This is a genomic window from Streptomyces sp. A01 (assembly GCF_059026195.1).
Genome location: NZ_JBWLKN010000032.1, coordinates 13,599 through 30,395 on the forward strand (window position 1 = coordinate 13,599; position 16,797 = coordinate 30,395).

Annotated in this window: 13 protein-coding genes; 11 read left to right on the top strand and 2 right to left on the bottom strand. The window is 72.4% G+C overall.

The genetic code is table 11. The annotated features are described in order from the left end of the window. Nucleotides 1–110: 110 nt before the first annotated feature. Complete coding sequence (locus AC5P1B_RS30570) at nt 111–2,114, bottom strand: AfsR/SARP family transcriptional regulator (RefSeq protein WP_493891232.1); 2,004 nt, start codon at nt 2,112–2,114, stop codon at nt 111–113. A 306-nt stretch (nt 2,115–2,420) separates the two neighbouring features. Between AC5P1B_RS30570 and AC5P1B_RS30575 the strand changes: the two genes are divergently transcribed. The 11 genes from AC5P1B_RS30575 (at nt 2,421) to AC5P1B_RS30625 (ending at nt 15,958) form a co-directional block, all read left to right on the top strand. Further along, complete coding sequence (locus tag AC5P1B_RS30575; protein ID WP_493891233.1) at nt 2,421–3,302, top strand: alpha/beta fold hydrolase; 882 nt, start codon at nt 2,421–2,423, stop codon at nt 3,300–3,302. 427 nt (nt 3,303–3,729) lie between these two features. Then, complete coding sequence (locus tag AC5P1B_RS30580; protein WP_493891234.1) at nt 3,730–4,476, top strand: S1 family peptidase; 747 nt, start codon at nt 3,730–3,732, stop codon at nt 4,474–4,476. A 523-nt stretch (nt 4,477–4,999) separates the two neighbouring features. Then, a complete protein-coding gene (locus AC5P1B_RS30585) occupies nt 5,000–5,110 on the top strand; it encodes a keywimysin-related RiPP (protein WP_493891235.1) in 111 nt (36 codons plus the stop codon). A 24-nt stretch (nt 5,111–5,134) separates the two neighbouring features. Further along, the gene (locus tag AC5P1B_RS30590) at nt 5,135–6,991 is read left to right on the top strand and encodes a lasso peptide isopeptide bond-forming cyclase (protein ID WP_493891236.1); all 1,857 of its coding nucleotides are present in this window, start codon (nt 5,135–5,137) and stop codon (nt 6,989–6,991) included. A gap of 135 nt (nt 6,992–7,126) precedes the next feature. Further along, nucleotides 7,127–7,381 carry a lasso peptide biosynthesis PqqD family chaperone gene (locus tag AC5P1B_RS30595; RefSeq protein ID WP_493891237.1) on the top strand — a complete coding sequence of 85 codons (255 nt, stop codon included), beginning with the start codon at nt 7,127–7,129 and terminating at the stop codon, nt 7,379–7,381. Further along, complete coding sequence (locus tag AC5P1B_RS30600; protein WP_493891238.1) at nt 7,378–7,812, top strand: lasso peptide biosynthesis B2 protein; 435 nt, start codon at nt 7,378–7,380, stop codon at nt 7,810–7,812. The genes AC5P1B_RS30595 and AC5P1B_RS30600 overlap by 4 nt, the downstream gene beginning before the upstream one ends. A gap of 140 nt (nt 7,813–7,952) precedes the next feature. Continuing rightward, complete coding sequence (locus AC5P1B_RS30605; protein WP_493891276.1) at nt 7,953–9,827, top strand: ABC transporter ATP-binding protein; 1,875 nt, start codon at nt 7,953–7,955, stop codon at nt 9,825–9,827. A 948-nt stretch (nt 9,828–10,775) separates the two neighbouring features. Next, nucleotides 10,776–12,308 (top strand): condensation domain-containing protein, encoded by a 1,533-nt coding sequence (locus AC5P1B_RS30610; RefSeq protein ID WP_493891239.1) that lies wholly within the window; start codon nt 10,776–10,778, stop codon nt 12,306–12,308. Continuing rightward, the gene (locus AC5P1B_RS30615) at nt 12,308–13,759 is read left to right on the top strand and encodes a condensation domain-containing protein (protein ID WP_493891277.1); all 1,452 of its coding nucleotides are present in this window, start codon (nt 12,308–12,310) and stop codon (nt 13,757–13,759) included. The genes AC5P1B_RS30610 and AC5P1B_RS30615 overlap by 1 nt, the downstream gene beginning before the upstream one ends. Before the next feature lie 3 nt (nt 13,760–13,762). Next, nucleotides 13,763–15,169 (top strand): condensation domain-containing protein, encoded by a 1,407-nt coding sequence (locus AC5P1B_RS30620; protein ID WP_493891240.1) that lies wholly within the window; start codon nt 13,763–13,765, stop codon nt 15,167–15,169. A 216-nt stretch (nt 15,170–15,385) separates the two neighbouring features. Further along, complete coding sequence (locus AC5P1B_RS30625; RefSeq protein ID WP_493891241.1) at nt 15,386–15,958, top strand: hypothetical protein; 573 nt, start codon at nt 15,386–15,388, stop codon at nt 15,956–15,958. A gap of 247 nt (nt 15,959–16,205) precedes the next feature. Here the strand turns inward: AC5P1B_RS30625 and AC5P1B_RS30630 are convergent, their stop codons facing one another. Then, nucleotides 16,206–16,523 carry an SCO5918 family protein gene (locus tag AC5P1B_RS30630; RefSeq protein ID WP_493891242.1) on the bottom strand — a complete coding sequence of 106 codons (318 nt, stop codon included), beginning with the start codon at nt 16,521–16,523 and terminating at the stop codon, nt 16,206–16,208. Nucleotides 16,524–16,797: the final 274 nt, after the last annotated feature.

The window sequence follows — 16,797 nt, forward strand, 5'->3', positions numbered from 1 at the left end:
TACTCCCTGTTCTGGGTTGCCGCCCCGGGCTGCTGCCGTGGCTTCGTAAGGACGACTCTACGGAGTGAAGAGACCTGCGAGGGGGTGCATTTCAGTGGCTGTCGTATGGGTCAATTCTCGTGACGTCCCAGGTGGGGAGCGCGCGGCCCCGGCGTGTTCAGTGCGTCGGTGATCGCGGTGAGGTAGCGGGCGACGGGGCCGAGGGTGAGCAGGCCGCTTCCAGCTCCCGCGAGTTCACCGGCGGCCGGGGCGAGGCGGCTGTGGGCGCGTTCGAGCGCGGCCCGATGACCGGTCTCCAGGGCTGCTGCGGCCTCCAGGCAGCACAGCGCCTCGTACAGCAGGTCAGCGGGTGGCTCCGGGAGAGCGCCCAAAGCCGCCTGGGCGGCCTCTCGTCGCCCCGCCCGCAGCAGGGCGAAGGGCTCCGCCCACGGGCGGTAGGGCCCCCACTCCTCCCGGAGATCCACGTCCGGGGGCGCCCCGTGTGACAGGCGCAGGCACAGCGACGCGAGGGGCAGCAGGCCGCGTTCCAGCCCCGGCATACCGGCGCCGTCCAGCCGTGCGGCAGCGGCCCGGAAGACGGCTTCGGCCTCGGGCAGAGGGCTGGTCGTGGCGAGCCGGAGTGCCGCGTACCACTGGGTGAAGACGCCCACCAAGGGCAGTTCATGTCGCTCGGCGAGCCGGTCGGCGGCGGCCGCGTGCGCGTCGGCCGTGGGCCAGTCGGCGAGCGCGCCGCGCGCCTGGAGCCGGATGAGGTGACCGAGTACCTCGTAGGTCACCAGGCCGTGGCGGGCGGCGAGTGTGATCAGCTCGCCGCCGGTCTCGTCCCGTCGCGGGGCGAGCCCCGCCCGGGTGAAGGACTGCATGAACACGCCGTTGAGGGCGAAGGCCAGCAGCGCGGGGTCGTCGAGGCGGCGGGCGATCTCCTCCGCCTGGCGCGCGGCTCGCGGGCCGCGCTCCGACCGGGTGCCACGGGACTCCAGGGCGATCGTGGCGAGCAGGCGGCAGCGTGCGGCGTCCTGTGTGCCGCCCGGCAGCCCGGTCAGGGCGCGTTCGGCCGCGGTGACGATCTGCCCCGCCAGCTCCGGGTCGTCGCTGCGGGTCCAGATCGCGGGGACGTCGTACGCGCCGATCACCCGGGCGGTCAGTTCCGCGTCGCCGGTCTCCTCCGCCGCGCTGATGGCCGCCATACGGTGCTGCCGGGCCGCCTCCAGACCGCCGCCTCCGGTCACCGCGAGGTTCCGGATCAGGGCCACCGTCGACTCCAGCCGCGCTCGGGCCCCGGCGGCGACCGTACGGTCGTACGCCGCGGCCGCCCGGGACCACAGCCGGGCCGCCGTCGCCGCGGGCTCGGCCGGAGGGTCGAGGCGGGGCTCCTGCGCGAGGATGTCCGCCTCCAGCCGCCGCAGGGCGGGGCCCGGGTCCACACCCAGCTGGTCGGCGAGGGTCATCCGGGCCCGGCGCAGCACGCCCAGCGCGTCCCCTTGGCGCCCCTGCCGGTACAGGGCGAGCGCCAGCAGCCGCCAGGCGTCCTCACGCCAGGGGTGGTCGGCGAGGTGGGCGTCCAGTTCGGCCACCGCCTCAGCGGACAGGCCGAGCGCCAGCTGCGCGGCGGCCCGCCGCTCCACCGCCTGGAGCCGCAACTCGGCGAGCCGGGAGCGCTCGCCGCGGGCCCATTCCTCCTGGTCGAAGTCGGCGTAGGCGGGCCCGCGCCACATGCCCAGGGCCTGCTCCAGCCGTGGCAGCGCCTCCTCGGGCGGCAGCTTCGCCGCGGCGGTGACGTACGCCTCGAACCGCCAGGCGTCCACGGCGTCCGGCTCGGCGCGCAGAGCGTAGCCGGGGCCCTCGGTGACGAGCAGACGTGCGGGAGCCCTGGGCGGGCGGTCCGGCTCCAGGACGCGGCGCAGGGCACCGACGAAGGTCTGCACCGCGCCGACGGCGCCTGCGGGAGGCTCCTCCCACAGGTCCGCGACCAGGCGGGAGACGGGGACGACCCGGCGGCGGGCGACGATGAGCCGGGCCAGCACGGCCCGGTGCCGCGGTCCCTTCAACGCGAGCGCGCCACCGCCGCCCTCGGCCACCACAGGACCGAGCACCCCGAACGTGATCCGCTCCATGCCCGCCTCCATGCCCGGCCTGTGCGCGGGCGTCCCCGCGCCTGCGGACGAACGCCCGCGTGTCCGCGCATGCCTGCGCGTATCTGGGCACGACCGCGCATGGCCGCGCGTGTTCACGTGGCTCTCCGCGCCGCCACGGTACGCCCGGTCTCCAGCGTGGCGGGTCCCCGACCGGGGCGCCGAGCGGGCCCCGACCGGGTCCGCAGCGGGTGTCCCTGGCCGCGTGCCGACGCGTGCTGACCAGGTGCTGATTCATGCCCGGCAGGCTCGAACGCGCAGGACGACACCCACCCGAAAGGCCGCCCCATGACACCGACGATCCCCGGCTTCGCCTACCAGCGCGTTCCCGTCACCGACGACACGGCTCTCCACGTGGCGGTCGGCGGCTCCGGCGGTCCGCCCGTCGTCCTGCTGCACGGCTTTCCGCAGACCCACCTGATGTGGCGGCAGGTCGCCACCGATCTCGCCACCGACCACCTGGTCATCTGCCCTGACCTGCGCGGTTACGGAGACAGCGACAAACCCGCCGACGCCGACGGCACCACGTACGCCAAGCGCACCATGGCCGCCGACGTCGTCGCCCTGGCCCGGGCGCTGGGCCACGAACGCTTCGCGCTGGCCGGTCATGACCGCGGCGCGCTGGTAGCCATCCGGGCCGGGCTCGACCACCCCGGTGTGATCACCCACCTCGCCGCACTCGACGTACTGCCCACGCTCGACATGTGGGACGTTCTGCACGGCACCACGGCGGCCGCCGGCTTCCACCTCTATCTGATGGCCCAGCCGCCCGGCCTGCCCGAGCAGCTGATCGGCGCCAGCCCCGACGCGTTCTTCGGCCACTTCCTCGACATCTGGACCCGCGACCCCGACGCGATCCCCGCTCACGTGCGCGCCGCCTACCTCACGGCGTGCCGCAACGCCGTGCCGTCGATCGTCGCCGACTACCGGGCGTCCGCCGGGGTCGATGTCGAACACGACCGCGCGGACAGGGCCCTGGGGAACCAGCTGCGCATGCCCGTGACCGTCCTCCAGCAGGACTGGGGCGCGGCCCTCGGCTTCGACGCCGCGGCGCTGTGGCGCGCCTGGGCGCCCGACCTGCGGCATACCACCGTCACCAGCGGTCACTTCATGGCCGAGGAAGCCCCGGCCGACGTCAGCAGGGCGCTACGCGAGCTCATCACGCGGTGAAGCCGGAGCCGGCGGTCCCGCGCCCGGGCGGCGGCCGCGGGACCGCCGGATCGGCCGGGCCCCGGTGGGGAGGCCCCAAGCCGCCGGTCTTTCCGTCCCGGAAAAGCAAAGGTGCGTTCAGCTGAAACCGGAAAGATACGGGGAGCTCCGCACTTCCCGCAGATTACGGCCGGAAGAGGAATTATCGACGTTTCCCGACTCCCCGGCTTTTCTGCCGGGCAGCCATGCCCCGCCGCCTGGACATTCGCCGCAAAGCCGGGGATCTCGGCCCGCGTAAGTGTCCCATCTCGGGCACGTCGGCCAAGCCCACCGGGCTATAACGACATGTTATGGCGCATTGTTATTTCCGGATTCAACTGGCTTTGGAAATCCTGGTACTCCCTGGACACCACGCGCGAGAAATCGCGTGCTTCGGAAACGAGGAACCTTGCGAATAACCAGGATCATCCCCACACTCATCGCCGCTTTCCTCTCCGTGCTCGCCCTCACCTCCCCCGCCACGGCCGAGGACCGTTCGCCCCGCGGCGAGCCCGCCCCCACGACCACCGCCACGGACCGGTCGCCCCAGCCGATCATCGGCGGCAGCTACGCGCAGAACGCGCCCTGGGCGGCACGGCTGTTCTCGAACGGCAGACAGACGTGCACCGCGACGGTGATCGCGCCCACGTGGATTCTCACCGCCAAGCACTGCGTGAGCGGCGGCGGACTCTCGTTCCGCATCGGCAGCCTCGACCAGACCACGGGTGGCACCGTGGCCAACGGCGCCCAGACCTACAACCACGCGTCGTCGGACCTGTCGCTGGTCCGCCTCGACCGCTCCGTTTCGGCGACCTTCTCGCGGCTCGGTCAGCCGGGCTCGGTGTCGGTGGGGCAGAACGTACAGGTCTACGGCTGGGGCGCGACGTCCCAGTGCGGCCAGGAGATCAACTGCCAGTCCCGGTACCTGAAGGTCGCGAACGTGACGGTGACCGGTGGTTGCCGCGATGCCTACAACGGCTCGGCGATCTGCGCGCGTCGCGGTGACGGCATCACCGCGGGCGGCGACTCGGGTGGCCCGATGATGGCGAACGGCGTGCAGGTCGGCGTCGCCTCCACCAGTGACCGGCAGACCACCACGGCGTACACGAACGTGACGGCGTACCGCTCCTGGATTCAGTCCATCGCGGGCGTCTGATCCCTCCCAGGTCCGGTCTGACCCGCTCCGGTCCGGGCCGATCAGGTCATGCGATCGCGGGCTGAAGGACGGGACAAGAAGGGTCCGGGGTGGGGGCTGTCTGTGCGGAGTGCCCCCACCTCGGACGGAGAACCAGAGCAAAGAGAGCACGGACCAAGACGCTGAGCGCCACCCGGCGCACGACTGCAAGGACCTTCGCGCGCTCCCGCGCGCCTGGTCTTGCCTGCCTCAAGGAACGCAGAAGGAAACGTTTCGCCTTGGCCGGACCCGTCACCCACACGGAAGTCCCCTTTTCAACTGAGCGAACATTCCAAGCCGCCCGCGCACCCCCGACCAGCTAATCCATATAAAACTACTAATGCCCGTTCTGTTGCGGCGCGGCCCTACCGTGTAGCTAGCCTCTTCACACGCCCCGCCTCTTGTCCACGGTTCCCGATGAGCCTGGGCCAGGTGGCCGCCGACCGGTTTACTGGCGAGCGGACCACTGGGGAGACGGTGGCGGGTTTCTCATCGAGGAGGCGCCATGAAGAAGTCCTACGAGGCTCCGACGCTCGTCCGACTCGGTTCGTTCCGGAAGAAGACAGGGCTTCTCGCCAGGTCCGGGAATGACCGCGTAGTCCTGAGCAAGAACTGACGGTCGGCGGCTTGCTTCGAAGCCATGTCTGACATGCACGCAAGTGCGGGTTCGGGCCCCGGCGACGCGCATTTCGCGGTCTTTCCCGACCGTGCGAACGCGGCCGCCGTGGCCCGCTCCTTCGCCCGTCCACGCATGCGCGCGCTGCGCCACCCCTCGGGGCGGCCGTGGCTGATCGGCCAGTGGCACGAAACGGAGATCGTGACCGCGCGCGCCGGCCAGGCGGCGGTCGCGGTGATCGGTTGCTGCCCCGTCGAATCGGCCGAACTCGTCCGCAGGACCGGCCGGTTGCGCGACCTCGCGGAACTCGACGCGCTGGCCCGCTCGCTGCCCGGCAGCTTCCATCTCGTGGGCGCACTCGACGGACGGCTCAGGGTGCAGGGCAGCGCCTCCGGGCTCCGGTTGGTCTTCCACGCGGCCATCGACGACGTCCAGGTGGCCGCCACCAGCGCCGATGTGCTCGCTGCCGCGCTCGGCAGCGAGCCGGACGAGGAACAACTCGCGGTCCGGCTGCTGTGGCCGGTGCCCCACCCGCTGGCCGAGACGTCCCTCTGGCGCGGCGTCATGGCCGTCCCTCCCCACAACGCGCTGATCATCGCGGCGGACGGCCGGACCGTACGCCAGTCACGCTGGTGGACACCGCCGGAGCCGACCCAGTCGCTCTCCGACGGCGCGCCCCTCGTCCAGAGCGCGCTCACCGAGGCCGTCGACGCGCGTACCCGGCAGGGCGGCGTGGTCAGCTGCGACCTGTCCGGCGGCCTGGACTCCACATCCGTCTGCTTCCTGGCCGCGCGGTCACCCGCGAAGGTGGTCGCCAGCACCTGGCCCGGGCGCGACCCCGCCGACACCGACCTGCACTGGGCCGAGCAGGCCGCGCGGTCCCTGCCCGAGGTCGACCATGTGATCTGGGACGCCGACGACTCGCCCCTGGTGTACACAGGGCTGCTCGACATCGACGACCTGCTGGACGAACCGACGATCGGCGTCATGGACCGCTCCCGCGTCCTGCACCACCTGCCAGGACTGGCGGAGCGGGGCAGCCGGCTGCATCTGACCGGCATCGGCGGGGACAACGTCGCCTGGTGCTCCGAGGCGTACTACCACCGGCTGCTGCGCACCCGTCCCCTCTTCGCCTGGCAGCAGCTCCGCGGATTCCGGGCCCTGTGGCAGTGGCCGCTGGCCGGGACGGTCAGGGCGCTGGCCGACACCCGGCCGTACGGGACATGGCTCGCGGACGCCAGCCGGCGCCTGCGTGACCCCATGCCCCCGTCCGTCATCAGCGGTCTCGGCTGGGGCATGGCACCGCGGCTGTTCGACTGGGTGACCCCCAGAGCCGAGCGGATGGCCGGGCAGGTGCTGCGGGAGGCGGCCGCGACCGCGGTGCCGCTGCACCCGGACCGTGGTCTGCACACCGACCTGGAGCAGATCCTGTCCTGTACGCGGATCATCCGGCAGTGGGACCGGATGGCGGCACGGGCCGGCCTGCCGATGGCATCGCCGTTCCTGGACGACCGGGTGATCGAGGCGTGCCTCGCGGTCCGCCCCAGCGAGCGGGTGACGCCCTGGCAGTACAAGCCCGTGCTCACCACCGCGATGCGGGACGTGGTGCCGCAGGCGTGTCTGCGGCGGACCAACAAGGCCGAGGCGTCCATGGACGCCTCCGACGGGTTGCGCGAGCACCGTGGTGACCTGCTGGCCCTCTGGGAGGACTCGCGGCTGGAACAGCTCGGGATGGTGGACGGGCGGGCCCTGCGCCGACTCGCCCGGCGGCCCTCCACGCCCGAACTGCGGGACGCGGTCCTCTACTCGACCATCGCGTGCGAAGTGTGGCTGCGGGGCCTCTCCCGTACCACGGAGACCGAGGCCCGCCCCGCCCCTTAGCGCTCGGACGTCCGCGTCCCACCTCCGCGACCGCTCCCGCACCGACCGGTATGTGTCCCCAACCGGCCCCCAACCGGTACCCGCGCCGACGGGCACGAGCCCGCTGGCGGCGTACGGCAGAAAGGTAGTCACACCATGGCCTTGCGGTTCGGCGCCGATGTCTCCACGGCGGAGACCGGCTACGGCACGGTCCTCCTGGACGAACGCAGCGGGGAGTACTGGGAGTTGAATCCCACGGGCACGCTGATCGTCAAGGCGCTGCTCGCGGGTGGTGACGAGGGGGCGGCGGCCGACGCGCTCGTCGCCGAGTTCGGCATCGACCGGGAGCGGGCGGAGCGGGACGTCGCGACGCTGGTGGCGGAGCTGCGGGCGTCGGGTCTTGCCTCATGACGACACCGAGCGCCCTGGAGCGGCCCACCGGCGTCCCCTTCACCCGGCGGCTGGCCGCCCGTGCCGTCCTCGTTCCCGCGCTGGCGCTGTCCGTGCTGCCACCGCGCCGCATCCGCGCGGTGCTCGCCCTCGTACGCCGTGGAGCCGCGCCCGCCAGCGCGTCCCAGGCCGCGAACGCCCGCGACGCCATGTGCGCGGTGAGCCTGCGCTGCGCCGGTCCGCGCGGCTGCCTGCCCCGCTCGCTGGGCGCCGCGCTGCTGTGCCGGCTGGGCGGCCGCTGGCCGACGTGGTGCACCGGCGTGCGCGTCGTGCCCCCCTTCACCGCGCACGCCTGGATCGAGGCCGACGGCCGCCCCGTGGCGGAAGGGCTGCCGGACGACTACTTCACCCGGCTGATGGTGGTCGCCCCGGTGAGCCGGACGTCCCGGTGACCGGGCGCGCGGCGGGGCGCGCGACGGAGCGTACGGAGGAGGCGGGCACGGAAGAGAACGCGAAGGACACGCACGACCCCTCGCCGAAGAGTGGCGAGGAGCAGGCGCACAGCCGCTCCACGTGGGGCGCGGTCGCCACCGTGTACCGGCTCACCACTGCCCACCGCGCGTCCGTCATCGTCGCCACCGCGCTCACGCTGGCCGGTTCCGCCCTCGGGCTCGCCCAGCCGCTCGTCGCCAAGGAGATCGTGGACGCGAGCGGCGACGGCGAGGTTTTCTGGCCGCTGCTGGCGCTGCTGGCCGTGCTGTTCGTCGCCGAGGCGGCGACGGGCGCGGTGGGACGCTACGTCCTGGAGCGCATGGGCGAAGGCGTCGTACGGGGCCTGCGCCACGGCCTGGTAGCGCGGCTGCTCCGGCTGGAGATGCGGGAGTACGACCGGCACCGCACCGGCGACCTGATATCCCGGGTGACAGCCGACGCCACGCTGCTCAGGGAGGTGGTGTCGCAGGCACTGGTCGATCTGGTGACCGGGGCGCTCGTCGCGGCGGGGGCGATCGCCCTGATGGTGTGGCTCGACCCGCTGCTGCTGCTTCTGGTCGCGCTGACCGTGGCGGCCGCCGCCGTCATCGTGGCCTCGCTGCTGAAGAGCATCCGCGCGGCCTCGGAACGCATGCAGAGCTCCGTCGGCGCGATCGCCGCCGACCTGGAGCGCGCGCTCGGGGCCCTGCCGATGGTCCGCGTGCACCGCGCCGAGGACCGGGAGGCGGCGCGCATCGGTGAGCGCGTCGAATCGGCGTACAGCGCGGGCGTGCGGACGGCGAAGCTGGCTTCGGTGATGAGCCCAGCGGTGGAACTGGCCGTCCAGGGCTCGTTCCTCCTCGTCCTGGTCATCGGCGGCCTGCGGGTCAACGGCGACGCCAACTCGCTCGGCGACCTGGTCGCCTTCCTGCTGTACGCGTCCTACCTGGTGCTGCCGTTGTCGTCGGTCTTCCGGGCCGTCGGCCTCATCCAGCGCGGCATGGGCGCCTACCAGCGGATCGAGCAGGCGCTGGCCCTGCCCGCTGAGCCCTCGCCGCCTGAGGCGCCGACCGACGACGCGCGTACGGCCCGCCGGGCGGAGCGGGCCGGACCGCCGGAGCCCGGGCCGCGTCCACATCGGCGGTCGCAGTCACAGCCGCAGTCACAGTCGCAGTCGCGGGAGCCCGGGTGTGAGGAGGCACCGGCTCTCGCCCTGTGTGACGTCCGCTTCGGTTACGACGCCGAGCGGCCCGTGCTGCGCGGCGTCTCGTTCACCGTCCCGCACCGCCAGCAGGTCGCCCTCGTCGGCCGGTCGGGAGCGGGCAAGAGCACGATCTTCGCGCTGGTGGCCAGGTTCTACGAACCGGACTCGGGGGCCCTGCTGTTCGACGGCCGTCCCGCGACCGGGCTGAGCCGCGCGGAGTGCCGGGCCGGCATCGCCGTCGTCGACCAGAACACCCATGTCGTCCACGGTTCGCTACGGGACAACATCGCCTACGCCCGGCCGGCCGCCGACGACACGGAGATCCGGCGCGTGGTCGAGCTCGCCCAGCTGGACGGGGTGGTCAGACGGCTGCCCGGTGGCTTGTCCGGCGTACTCGGCGAGCGCGGCAGCACCCTCTCGGCGGGCGAACGGCAACGGGTCGCCCTGGCCCGCGCCCTGCTCGCCCGGCCACGGCTCCTTCTGCTGGACGAGCCGACCTCCCACCTGGACGCCATCAACGAGACCGCGCTGACCACGGTGATGAAGGAGGCCGCCCAGGAGTGCGCCCTGCTGGTGATCGCCCACCGGCTGTCCACGGTGCGCCACGCAGACCGGATCGTCGTCCTGGAGGACGGCCGCACCGCCGCCTCGGGCGACCACGAGGAGCTGCTGGCGACCAGTTCCACCTACCGCGCCCTGGCCAAGGGCCAGATGCTCCGCCCGACCGGCGCCTCGCCTTCCGCCGCGGCCTGGCCTCTGCCGGGCTCGTGGGAAAAGCCCGGGCGCCCCTGAGAGATCGGCGCCCGCCTCACAGCCCCCACCGCGCAGCCGCCCCCGCCAGGCGACCGCCTCCACCCAGGTTCCGCCCCCGGCCAGCGGCGCAAGATGCCCAGCTGGTGACAAGGGTCATTCGCCTCGCACCTTCATGCAGCGTGCACGTAGTTGTTACTTTGGGGTAGCACCATGTGAAACGTGCACCTGTTCAGATCGAGTCGCGGAAAGACCAGCCGTCCGCGCCAGGTCTGGTGGGGCACGGCTGATCGCAGCCTTTCTCGGTACGGCTCGGTGCGCGAGGCAATCGCGCACCCGCACGGCCGACTTCACTTGGGAGGAACGCCGATGCTCGTATCAAGCACCGGTCATGCCTGCCCGATGGCACGCGTCCGCGGCCATCGGCGCCCTCTCCTGCTGCGACGGGTGACCAGCTGTACGCCGGGCGGGCGGTGGTCGACGCGGTGTCGGCTCATCGGCCACGGGCCGGCCGACTGGACCAGTCCCTTAGCCGACTGAGCACCCCAAGCGTCACCGGCAGCGCCCCCGCACACCCGCCAGCGCGCAGCGCGCCCCCTCCGGCCTCGGACCCTCGACACCCCTGACTGTCCGAGCCTCAACGTGGTGAACGAGCGATCACCCTCGCCCCGCCCTCCCGCCCTTTCGGCATCCCGCACAGCCGCACCCCCGTACAGCCGTACCTCCGCACACCCGGCGACGGCGGAACCGCTCCCTTCCGCGGACCCCTGCCCGCCCGCCTGGTCACGCCAGCCGCCCGACGCCGGTCACCGGCCGTCGCGCGGCCGCGGAAACGACTGCTCCGTCGGCGGAAACGACTGCCCCACGGCAGCTCCCACTGCCCCACCGGCCAGCGACAAGGAAGTCGGCTACGCCGCCCGGAAGCGTTCACCGAGCCTGACGTGAACGCGCTCCGCACCCCACCCCGCATGACGTCAGCAAGGCACGCGCATGAAGTTCATCGACTTGTGTGACCTCGACGCCCGCCCCGGACTTCTCACCGTATGGCGGCCCACCACTGACACCCCGAGCCCGGCGCGCTGGCGCCCCGACGCACGCCCCGCCTCCTCCCTCCAGGAAGCGCACCTGGCCGCCGCGCAAACCTCCGCGGCCACCGGGCTGCGCGGCCCTTCATGGCTCGCCACCGTCTTCGAACTGCCTGGCCCGCTGCATCCCGGCGCCCTGAACGCCGCCCTGCTCGGCTGGATCGACCGGCATGAGGCGCTGCGCAGCCGCCTCATACCGGGCACCCCCCAGTCGGGAGGCCGGATGACACGCGTCACCCTGCCGCCCGGCACGGTGACCCTGCGCGGCACCGAACTCGGCGTCTTCGATGACACGCCTGAGCTCAGGGGCCGGATCGAGGAGTTGCTCGACCGGGAGACCGACCCGCTGGCCTGGCCTTCCTTCGTCTTCGCCACGGTCAGCCACCCGGACGCCACGACGGTGTTCCTGGGCTTCGACCACTCCAACGTCGACGGCTACTCGATCTTCCTGATCGCGCACGAGATCCGCACGCTGTACTCGGCCGCACTGCTCGGCAGCCGCGCCGAACTCGCCGAGGTCGGCAGCTATCTCGACTACGCCGGTACCGAACGCGAGGCCACCGCCCTCGTACGGAGCGACCACGAGACCGTGGCCCGCTGGCGCGACTTCGTCACGGAGAACGGCGGTCAGCTACCCGGGTTCCCCACCCCGGTCAGCGACGGCGAGGCCGACGACGTGCCCCAAGTCGGTGCCTGCGAATGGCTGCTGGACGCCGACCGCGCCCAGGAGTTCCACCAGCGGTGCAAGGACCTGGGCGGCAACGCCTTCGCCGGGATGCTCGCCTGCCTCGCCCGCACCGGCTACGAGCTTGCCGGGCTCGACGGGTTCAGCGCGCTCACGCCCTTCCACACCCGCAGCCAGACACAGTGGCAGCAGTCGGTCGGCTGGTACGTGGGGCTCGGACCGGTGCGCTTCCCGATCCGGGGCATCGACTCGTTCACGGACGTCATGAGCGCCGCGTCCGACGCGCTGAGCCAGGCCCGGCCCATGGCGAGCGTGCCCTTCCCCCGGGTCACCGAACTGCTCGGCCTGCCGCTCGAACCGCGGTTCATGGTCTCGTACATGGACATCCGCCACACGCCCGGCGCCCGGGAGTGGAACGCGTGGAAGGCCGCGGCGCTGCGCAGCCGCCGTAAGCATCCGCACGAGGTCTACCTGTGGATCATGCGCTCGCACGACGGCGTCTATCTCAGCTACCGGCACCCCGACACCCCGCTGGCCAGGGCGATCGTGCCGAACTACCTCGCCCACACCCGACGGCTGGTGGAGCGCATCGCCAGGCACGGCCCACAGAGCGAGCGGGACAAGCAGGAAGCGCAGGAACAGCAGGAGACGCAGGAACAGCAGAAACCACAGCACACGCCGGAGCAGCAGGAGCGGCTACCGGAGCAGCAAGGCCAACGAGACAGCCGTGGAAAGGAACCCGCACCGTGCTGATGACACCGCTTCTTGAGTACGTTCCCGAACCGGGCGAACTCGTCGAATTCCGCATCCCCGACGCCGCGGTGGAGCAGGCGGCACACGCCCCGGCCCACCCCGCGCCCCCCTCGTACGTGCAGGAGAACCACATCCTGCGGCGGCTGGCGAACCAGGCCGCGGGCCGTGAGCAGTCACCGTGGCTGGGCATCGTCTTCGACCTCCCCGGGCGCATCGACACCGCCGCGATGGCGGCGGCCCTGGAGAAGTGGGTGCGCCGCCACGGCACCCTGCTGACCTGGTTCTCCGCCGACGCGAACGGCACGGCGCTGCAACGGCACGCGGTCCCCGAGGAGCTGCTGTCCGTCGAGCCGGTCTCGCGCGGACACCACGAGTCCGCACCGATCCACGAACACCTGAAGGAACGCTTCGGCACGGACACCGACCCGATGCGGTGGCCGCCGTTCACCGCCGGAGCGGTACTCCACGCGGACGGCGCCTCGTCGACCGTGTACTTCGCCGTCGACCACAGCCACACCGACGGCTTCTCCGTGCTGCTCGTCTTCAGCGAGCTGCGCGCCCTCTACGAAGCCGAGATCACCGGCGTACCGGCGCCGCTGCCAGAGACCGGCAGTTACGTGGACGCCTGCACCCTCGACCGGGAGCGCGCCGCGCGCGTCAACGCGTCATCGCCCGAGGTGCGGCGCTGGATGGACTTCTTCCTCGCGGGGCCGCCGCCCGGCTTCCCGCTGGATCTGGGCACCGAGCCGGGGCAGACGTATCCGAGTGTGTCCGTGGACCTGGACCTGCTGGACACCGCGGAGGCCCACGCGTTCGCCCAGGCGTGCAAGGCGCACGGGGCCGGGTTCTCGGCGGGCCTGCTCAGCGCGCTGGGCATGGTCGGCCACGAGCTGGGCGGGCACGACGCGTACCGGGGGCTGACCGTCGTCCACACCCGCGACGAGCGGCGCTGGCAGTTCACCCAGGGCTGGTTCATCAACCTGGTGCCCGTGCAGTTCCCCGTCTCGGGCGAGGCCACCGGCTTCGGCAAGGTCGTCACCGGCGCGCAGCGCGCCTTCGACGAGGCGAGAACGCTGGCGGCGGTCTCCCCGCTGCGCATCGCCGAGCTGGTCCCCGGCGCCAGCCTGCAACCGGACGTCGCCTCCGTCGTGCCCATGACCTCGTATCTGGATTTGCGGCACGCTCCCGGGTCGCGCGACTGGGCGTCGGCGAACTGCAACGCTCTGGTCGGCCCCGGCCGCAGCAACGAGGTCCCGATCTGGGTGAACCGCCTGTGGGACCGCACGTATCTCAAGACCCGCTACCCGGACACCCCGGCCGCCCGCGCCAACGTCCCGCTGTTCCTGGGGCGGCTGCGCGAGGTGATGAAGAAGATCGCGCGCACCGGCGAGTACCCGTACGAGGCCGCGCTCTCCGCCCGCAGGTCACCGGCCCCGGCAGTCCAGGGGTAAGCCGTGCGGGTCACCACCATGGAGCGCTACCTCCCCCAGCCGGGCAGGCTCGTGGAGTTCGCGCCCTCAGCGGCCACGATGGCGCGACCGGCGAGCGAGGACCGCTCGCGCGTGCCGCCGTCGTTCAACCAGCGCTTCCACCTCGCCACGGCCGACCGCGACCCCGGCGGCCCGCGGCACTGGCTCGGCTGTTCCTTCGACATCGCGGGAACCGTCGATGTGGAGGCGCTGACCTCGGCGTTCGAGTACTGGGTCCGCCGCCACGAGGCGCTGCGCAGCAGCTTCACGGCGGGCCCGGAGGAGATCTGGCGGCTGCTCGTACCGGCGGAGAAGTACGAGATCGTGGCGGTGGACCGGGGGGAGTTCGGTTCCTCCCGGGCCCTGCGCGGGCGGCTGGAGGAACGGCTCGCCGACCGCTGCCACCCGCTCGGCCGCCCGCCGTATCTCCTCGCGGCCGTGGTGCGCCCCGGCTCGGGCACCGTTTTCTGCGGTTTCGACCACGGCAACATGGATGGCTACTCGCTGGCCATCGCCGTATACGAACTGCCGTTGATCTACGAGGCGTACGCCGCGGGCGCCGCCCCGCGGGGGCTGCCTGACGTGGGCAGCTTCGTGGACTACTGCGACCGCGAACAGGCCGCTCTCGCGGGCCCGCCGCCCGGCCGTGGTGACCCGCTGCTGCGGCGCTGGAACGACTTCTTCACCGCGTGCTCGGGCACCACCCCGTCGTTCCCGCTCGATCTCGGCCTCGCACCGGGCGAGCGGGCACCGCAGGCCACGGACGTGCGGCGGCTGCTCGACGGGGACGCCGCCGACGCCTTCGAGCACCGGTGCAAGGCGGCGGGCGGCTCGGCGTTCACCGGCGCGCTCACCGCCTTCGCGCTGGCCGCACACCGGCTCGGGGCGAGCGAGGTGCTGCGGCTGTGCACGCCGCTGCACACCAGGCACGACGACCGGTGGGCGCGGGCCATCGGCTGGTTCACCACCGTCGCCCCGCTCACCGTCGACGTACGAGGACTGGCCGACGCGGTGGAGGGCTCCGCCCGTACGCGTACCGCCTTCGCCGAGGCGCGGGACCTGGCCGAACTCCCGGTCGCCCAGGTGCTTCCCGCACTCGGCGACGACTTCCGGCGCTGCCGCGACGACGTGTTCATGGTGTCGTACATCGACTACCGACGGCTCCCGGGCGCCGAGCGGCACGCGGCGCACAACGCCGTCCACGTCAGCAGCGTGACGACGGCCGACGACGCGCAGTTCTGGCTGTCCCGCACCCACGAAGGTCTCTTCCTGCGCTCCCGCTTCCCCGCCACCGACCGGGCGCAGGGCGTGGTGCTCGGCTTCGCGGGAGAACTGGCGGACGTGCTGGCAGAGGCGCGGGCGGGTGATCGCGCACCCTTCCTGACCGGCTGACGCCCCGCCGCCGGGACAGGGCACGATGGTCACTGGCCGGTGGTCACTGGCCGGTGGTCACTGGCCGGTGGTCACTGGCCGGTGGCCGTCGCGACGGAGCGGCGGCCACCGCCATGCGGCACCGGCCGTCGCCAAGCAGCGTCCGGCCGTCGCCCCACCGCCCCCGATCCACCACGACCGGGCCCGGCGCACCCCCGGGCCCCTGGAGTACACAGCGTGCGCACCACCTCGACGGCACGCGCCGTCACCGATGCCCTTCAGCCCCGCAACGTCCTGCTGGTGGGCATGCTCGGCATCGGCCTGGCCGCCGCCGGAGACTGGTCCGGCCTGCCGTGGGGCCTGCTCGGCGCCGTGTGCGCCGGGCTCATCCCCGCCGGTTACATCGAATGGGAGCGCAAGCGCGGGACGTGGGGCGACCGGCATGTCATCGACCGCACCAAGCGGGCGCCGATCTTCTTCGTCATCCTCGGCTCCCTCGGCGTCGGCTCCGCCGTGATGGTCCTGGGCAACGCCCCCGTCGGCATCCTCGCCACGATGCTCGGCCTGTGGGCCATGACCGTGCTGCTCCTGGTCATCAACACCACCTGGAAGATCTCGGTGGACTCGGCGGTCGCCTCGGCCGTCGTGGCGCTGCTCGCCGTGGTGCACTCCCCGTGGTGGCTGCTCGGCTACCCGCTGACCCTCGCGGTGTGCTGGTCCCGGGTCGCGCTGCGCTACCACTCCGTGGCGCAGACCGTGGCCGGGGCGGCGCTCGGCGCGGCGACCACGGGTGTGTTCCTGTTCGTCTGACGACGCGCCTTCGTGTTCGTCTGACGATGCGCCGCGCCACCGCCCGGCCGCCTGGCGGGGGTGGAAACGCACCGCGGCCGACTGCCGTGGAAGGCAGTCGGCCGCGGCCGGCCGAGCGCGATGGCTCAGCGGTGGTTCAGCGAGTGGTGCGGGTGGTCGCGCCGGCTGATGCGGCGCGGGGCCCGTACGGCGGCCTTCTACGGCTCGTACGAGCAGGGTGAGGCGGCGCCGCTGTACGCGGTGCTGGTCACGCGTCCGTCTGGTGGGAGCCGAGCAGCGCCGACGCCGTCTCCATCGGGGTGAGGACGGGGGCGGGCGCGGGGGCGTCGTCGGCGGGGGTGCGGCACGTGAAGCCGAGCCGGGTCAGCGCCCTGACGACCTCACTGGTGGTGAAGTCGCGGCGGTCCTGCCGGGTGATCACTTCACCCACCTGCTTCACGGGGAAGGACCGGCGACCGATGATCACAGACGCGTCGGTGATCGGCTCGGGCTTGATGCGCTTCATCGACTCCTGCACCTCGCTCTTGAGAAGGTCGAAGGGGAAGCGGGCGATGACGCAGCGCATAGTGCCTCAGCAGGGTCGAGGAGAAAGCCGGAAAAGCATTGCCTGACCCGGTGTGGGTCGTCGTGCGAGGGCGGGGACGCCCCGAGAGGGTTAAACCCGTACTCGTCGATCGTGGAGGGCCTGGCAGCGCCCGTACTCGCAGGGCGCTGTCCGCGTCACTCGGAGAGGTCGCGGAGGAGGGAAAAGGCCTCTTACCCTGAACGATGCCCCACAGTCGGGTCTGCTCGCAATACCAAGAGCCGCCATGTTGGATGGTCACCTGGGGCTCCCACTT

Excerpts from the sequence above, each read along its gene's own strand:
- AC5P1B_RS30570 (WP_493891232.1), bottom strand. The coding sequence starts at position 2,114 with ATGGAGCGGATCACGTTCGGGGTGCTCGGTCCTGTGGTGGCCGAGGGC.
- AC5P1B_RS30595 (WP_493891237.1), top strand. The coding sequence starts at position 7,127 with ATGGCCTTGCGGTTCGGCGCCGATGTCTCCACGGCGGAGACCGGCTAC.
- AC5P1B_RS30590 (WP_493891236.1), top strand. The coding sequence starts at position 5,135 with ATGTCTGACATGCACGCAAGTGCGGGTTCGGGCCCCGGCGACGCGCAT.
- AC5P1B_RS30585 (WP_493891235.1), top strand. The coding sequence starts at position 5,000 with ATGAAGAAGTCCTACGAGGCTCCGACGCTCGTCCGACTCGGTTCGTTC.
- AC5P1B_RS30575 (WP_493891233.1), top strand. The coding sequence starts at position 2,421 with ATGACACCGACGATCCCCGGCTTCGCCTACCAGCGCGTTCCCGTCACC.
- AC5P1B_RS30630 (WP_493891242.1), bottom strand. The coding sequence starts at position 16,523 with ATGCGCTGCGTCATCGCCCGCTTCCCCTTCGACCTTCTCAAGAGCGAG.
- AC5P1B_RS30600 (WP_493891238.1), top strand. The coding sequence starts at position 7,378 with ATGACGACACCGAGCGCCCTGGAGCGGCCCACCGGCGTCCCCTTCACC.
- AC5P1B_RS30610 (WP_493891239.1), top strand. The coding sequence starts at position 10,776 with ATGAAGTTCATCGACTTGTGTGACCTCGACGCCCGCCCCGGACTTCTC.
- AC5P1B_RS30615 (WP_493891277.1), top strand. The coding sequence starts at position 12,308 with ATGACACCGCTTCTTGAGTACGTTCCCGAACCGGGCGAACTCGTCGAA.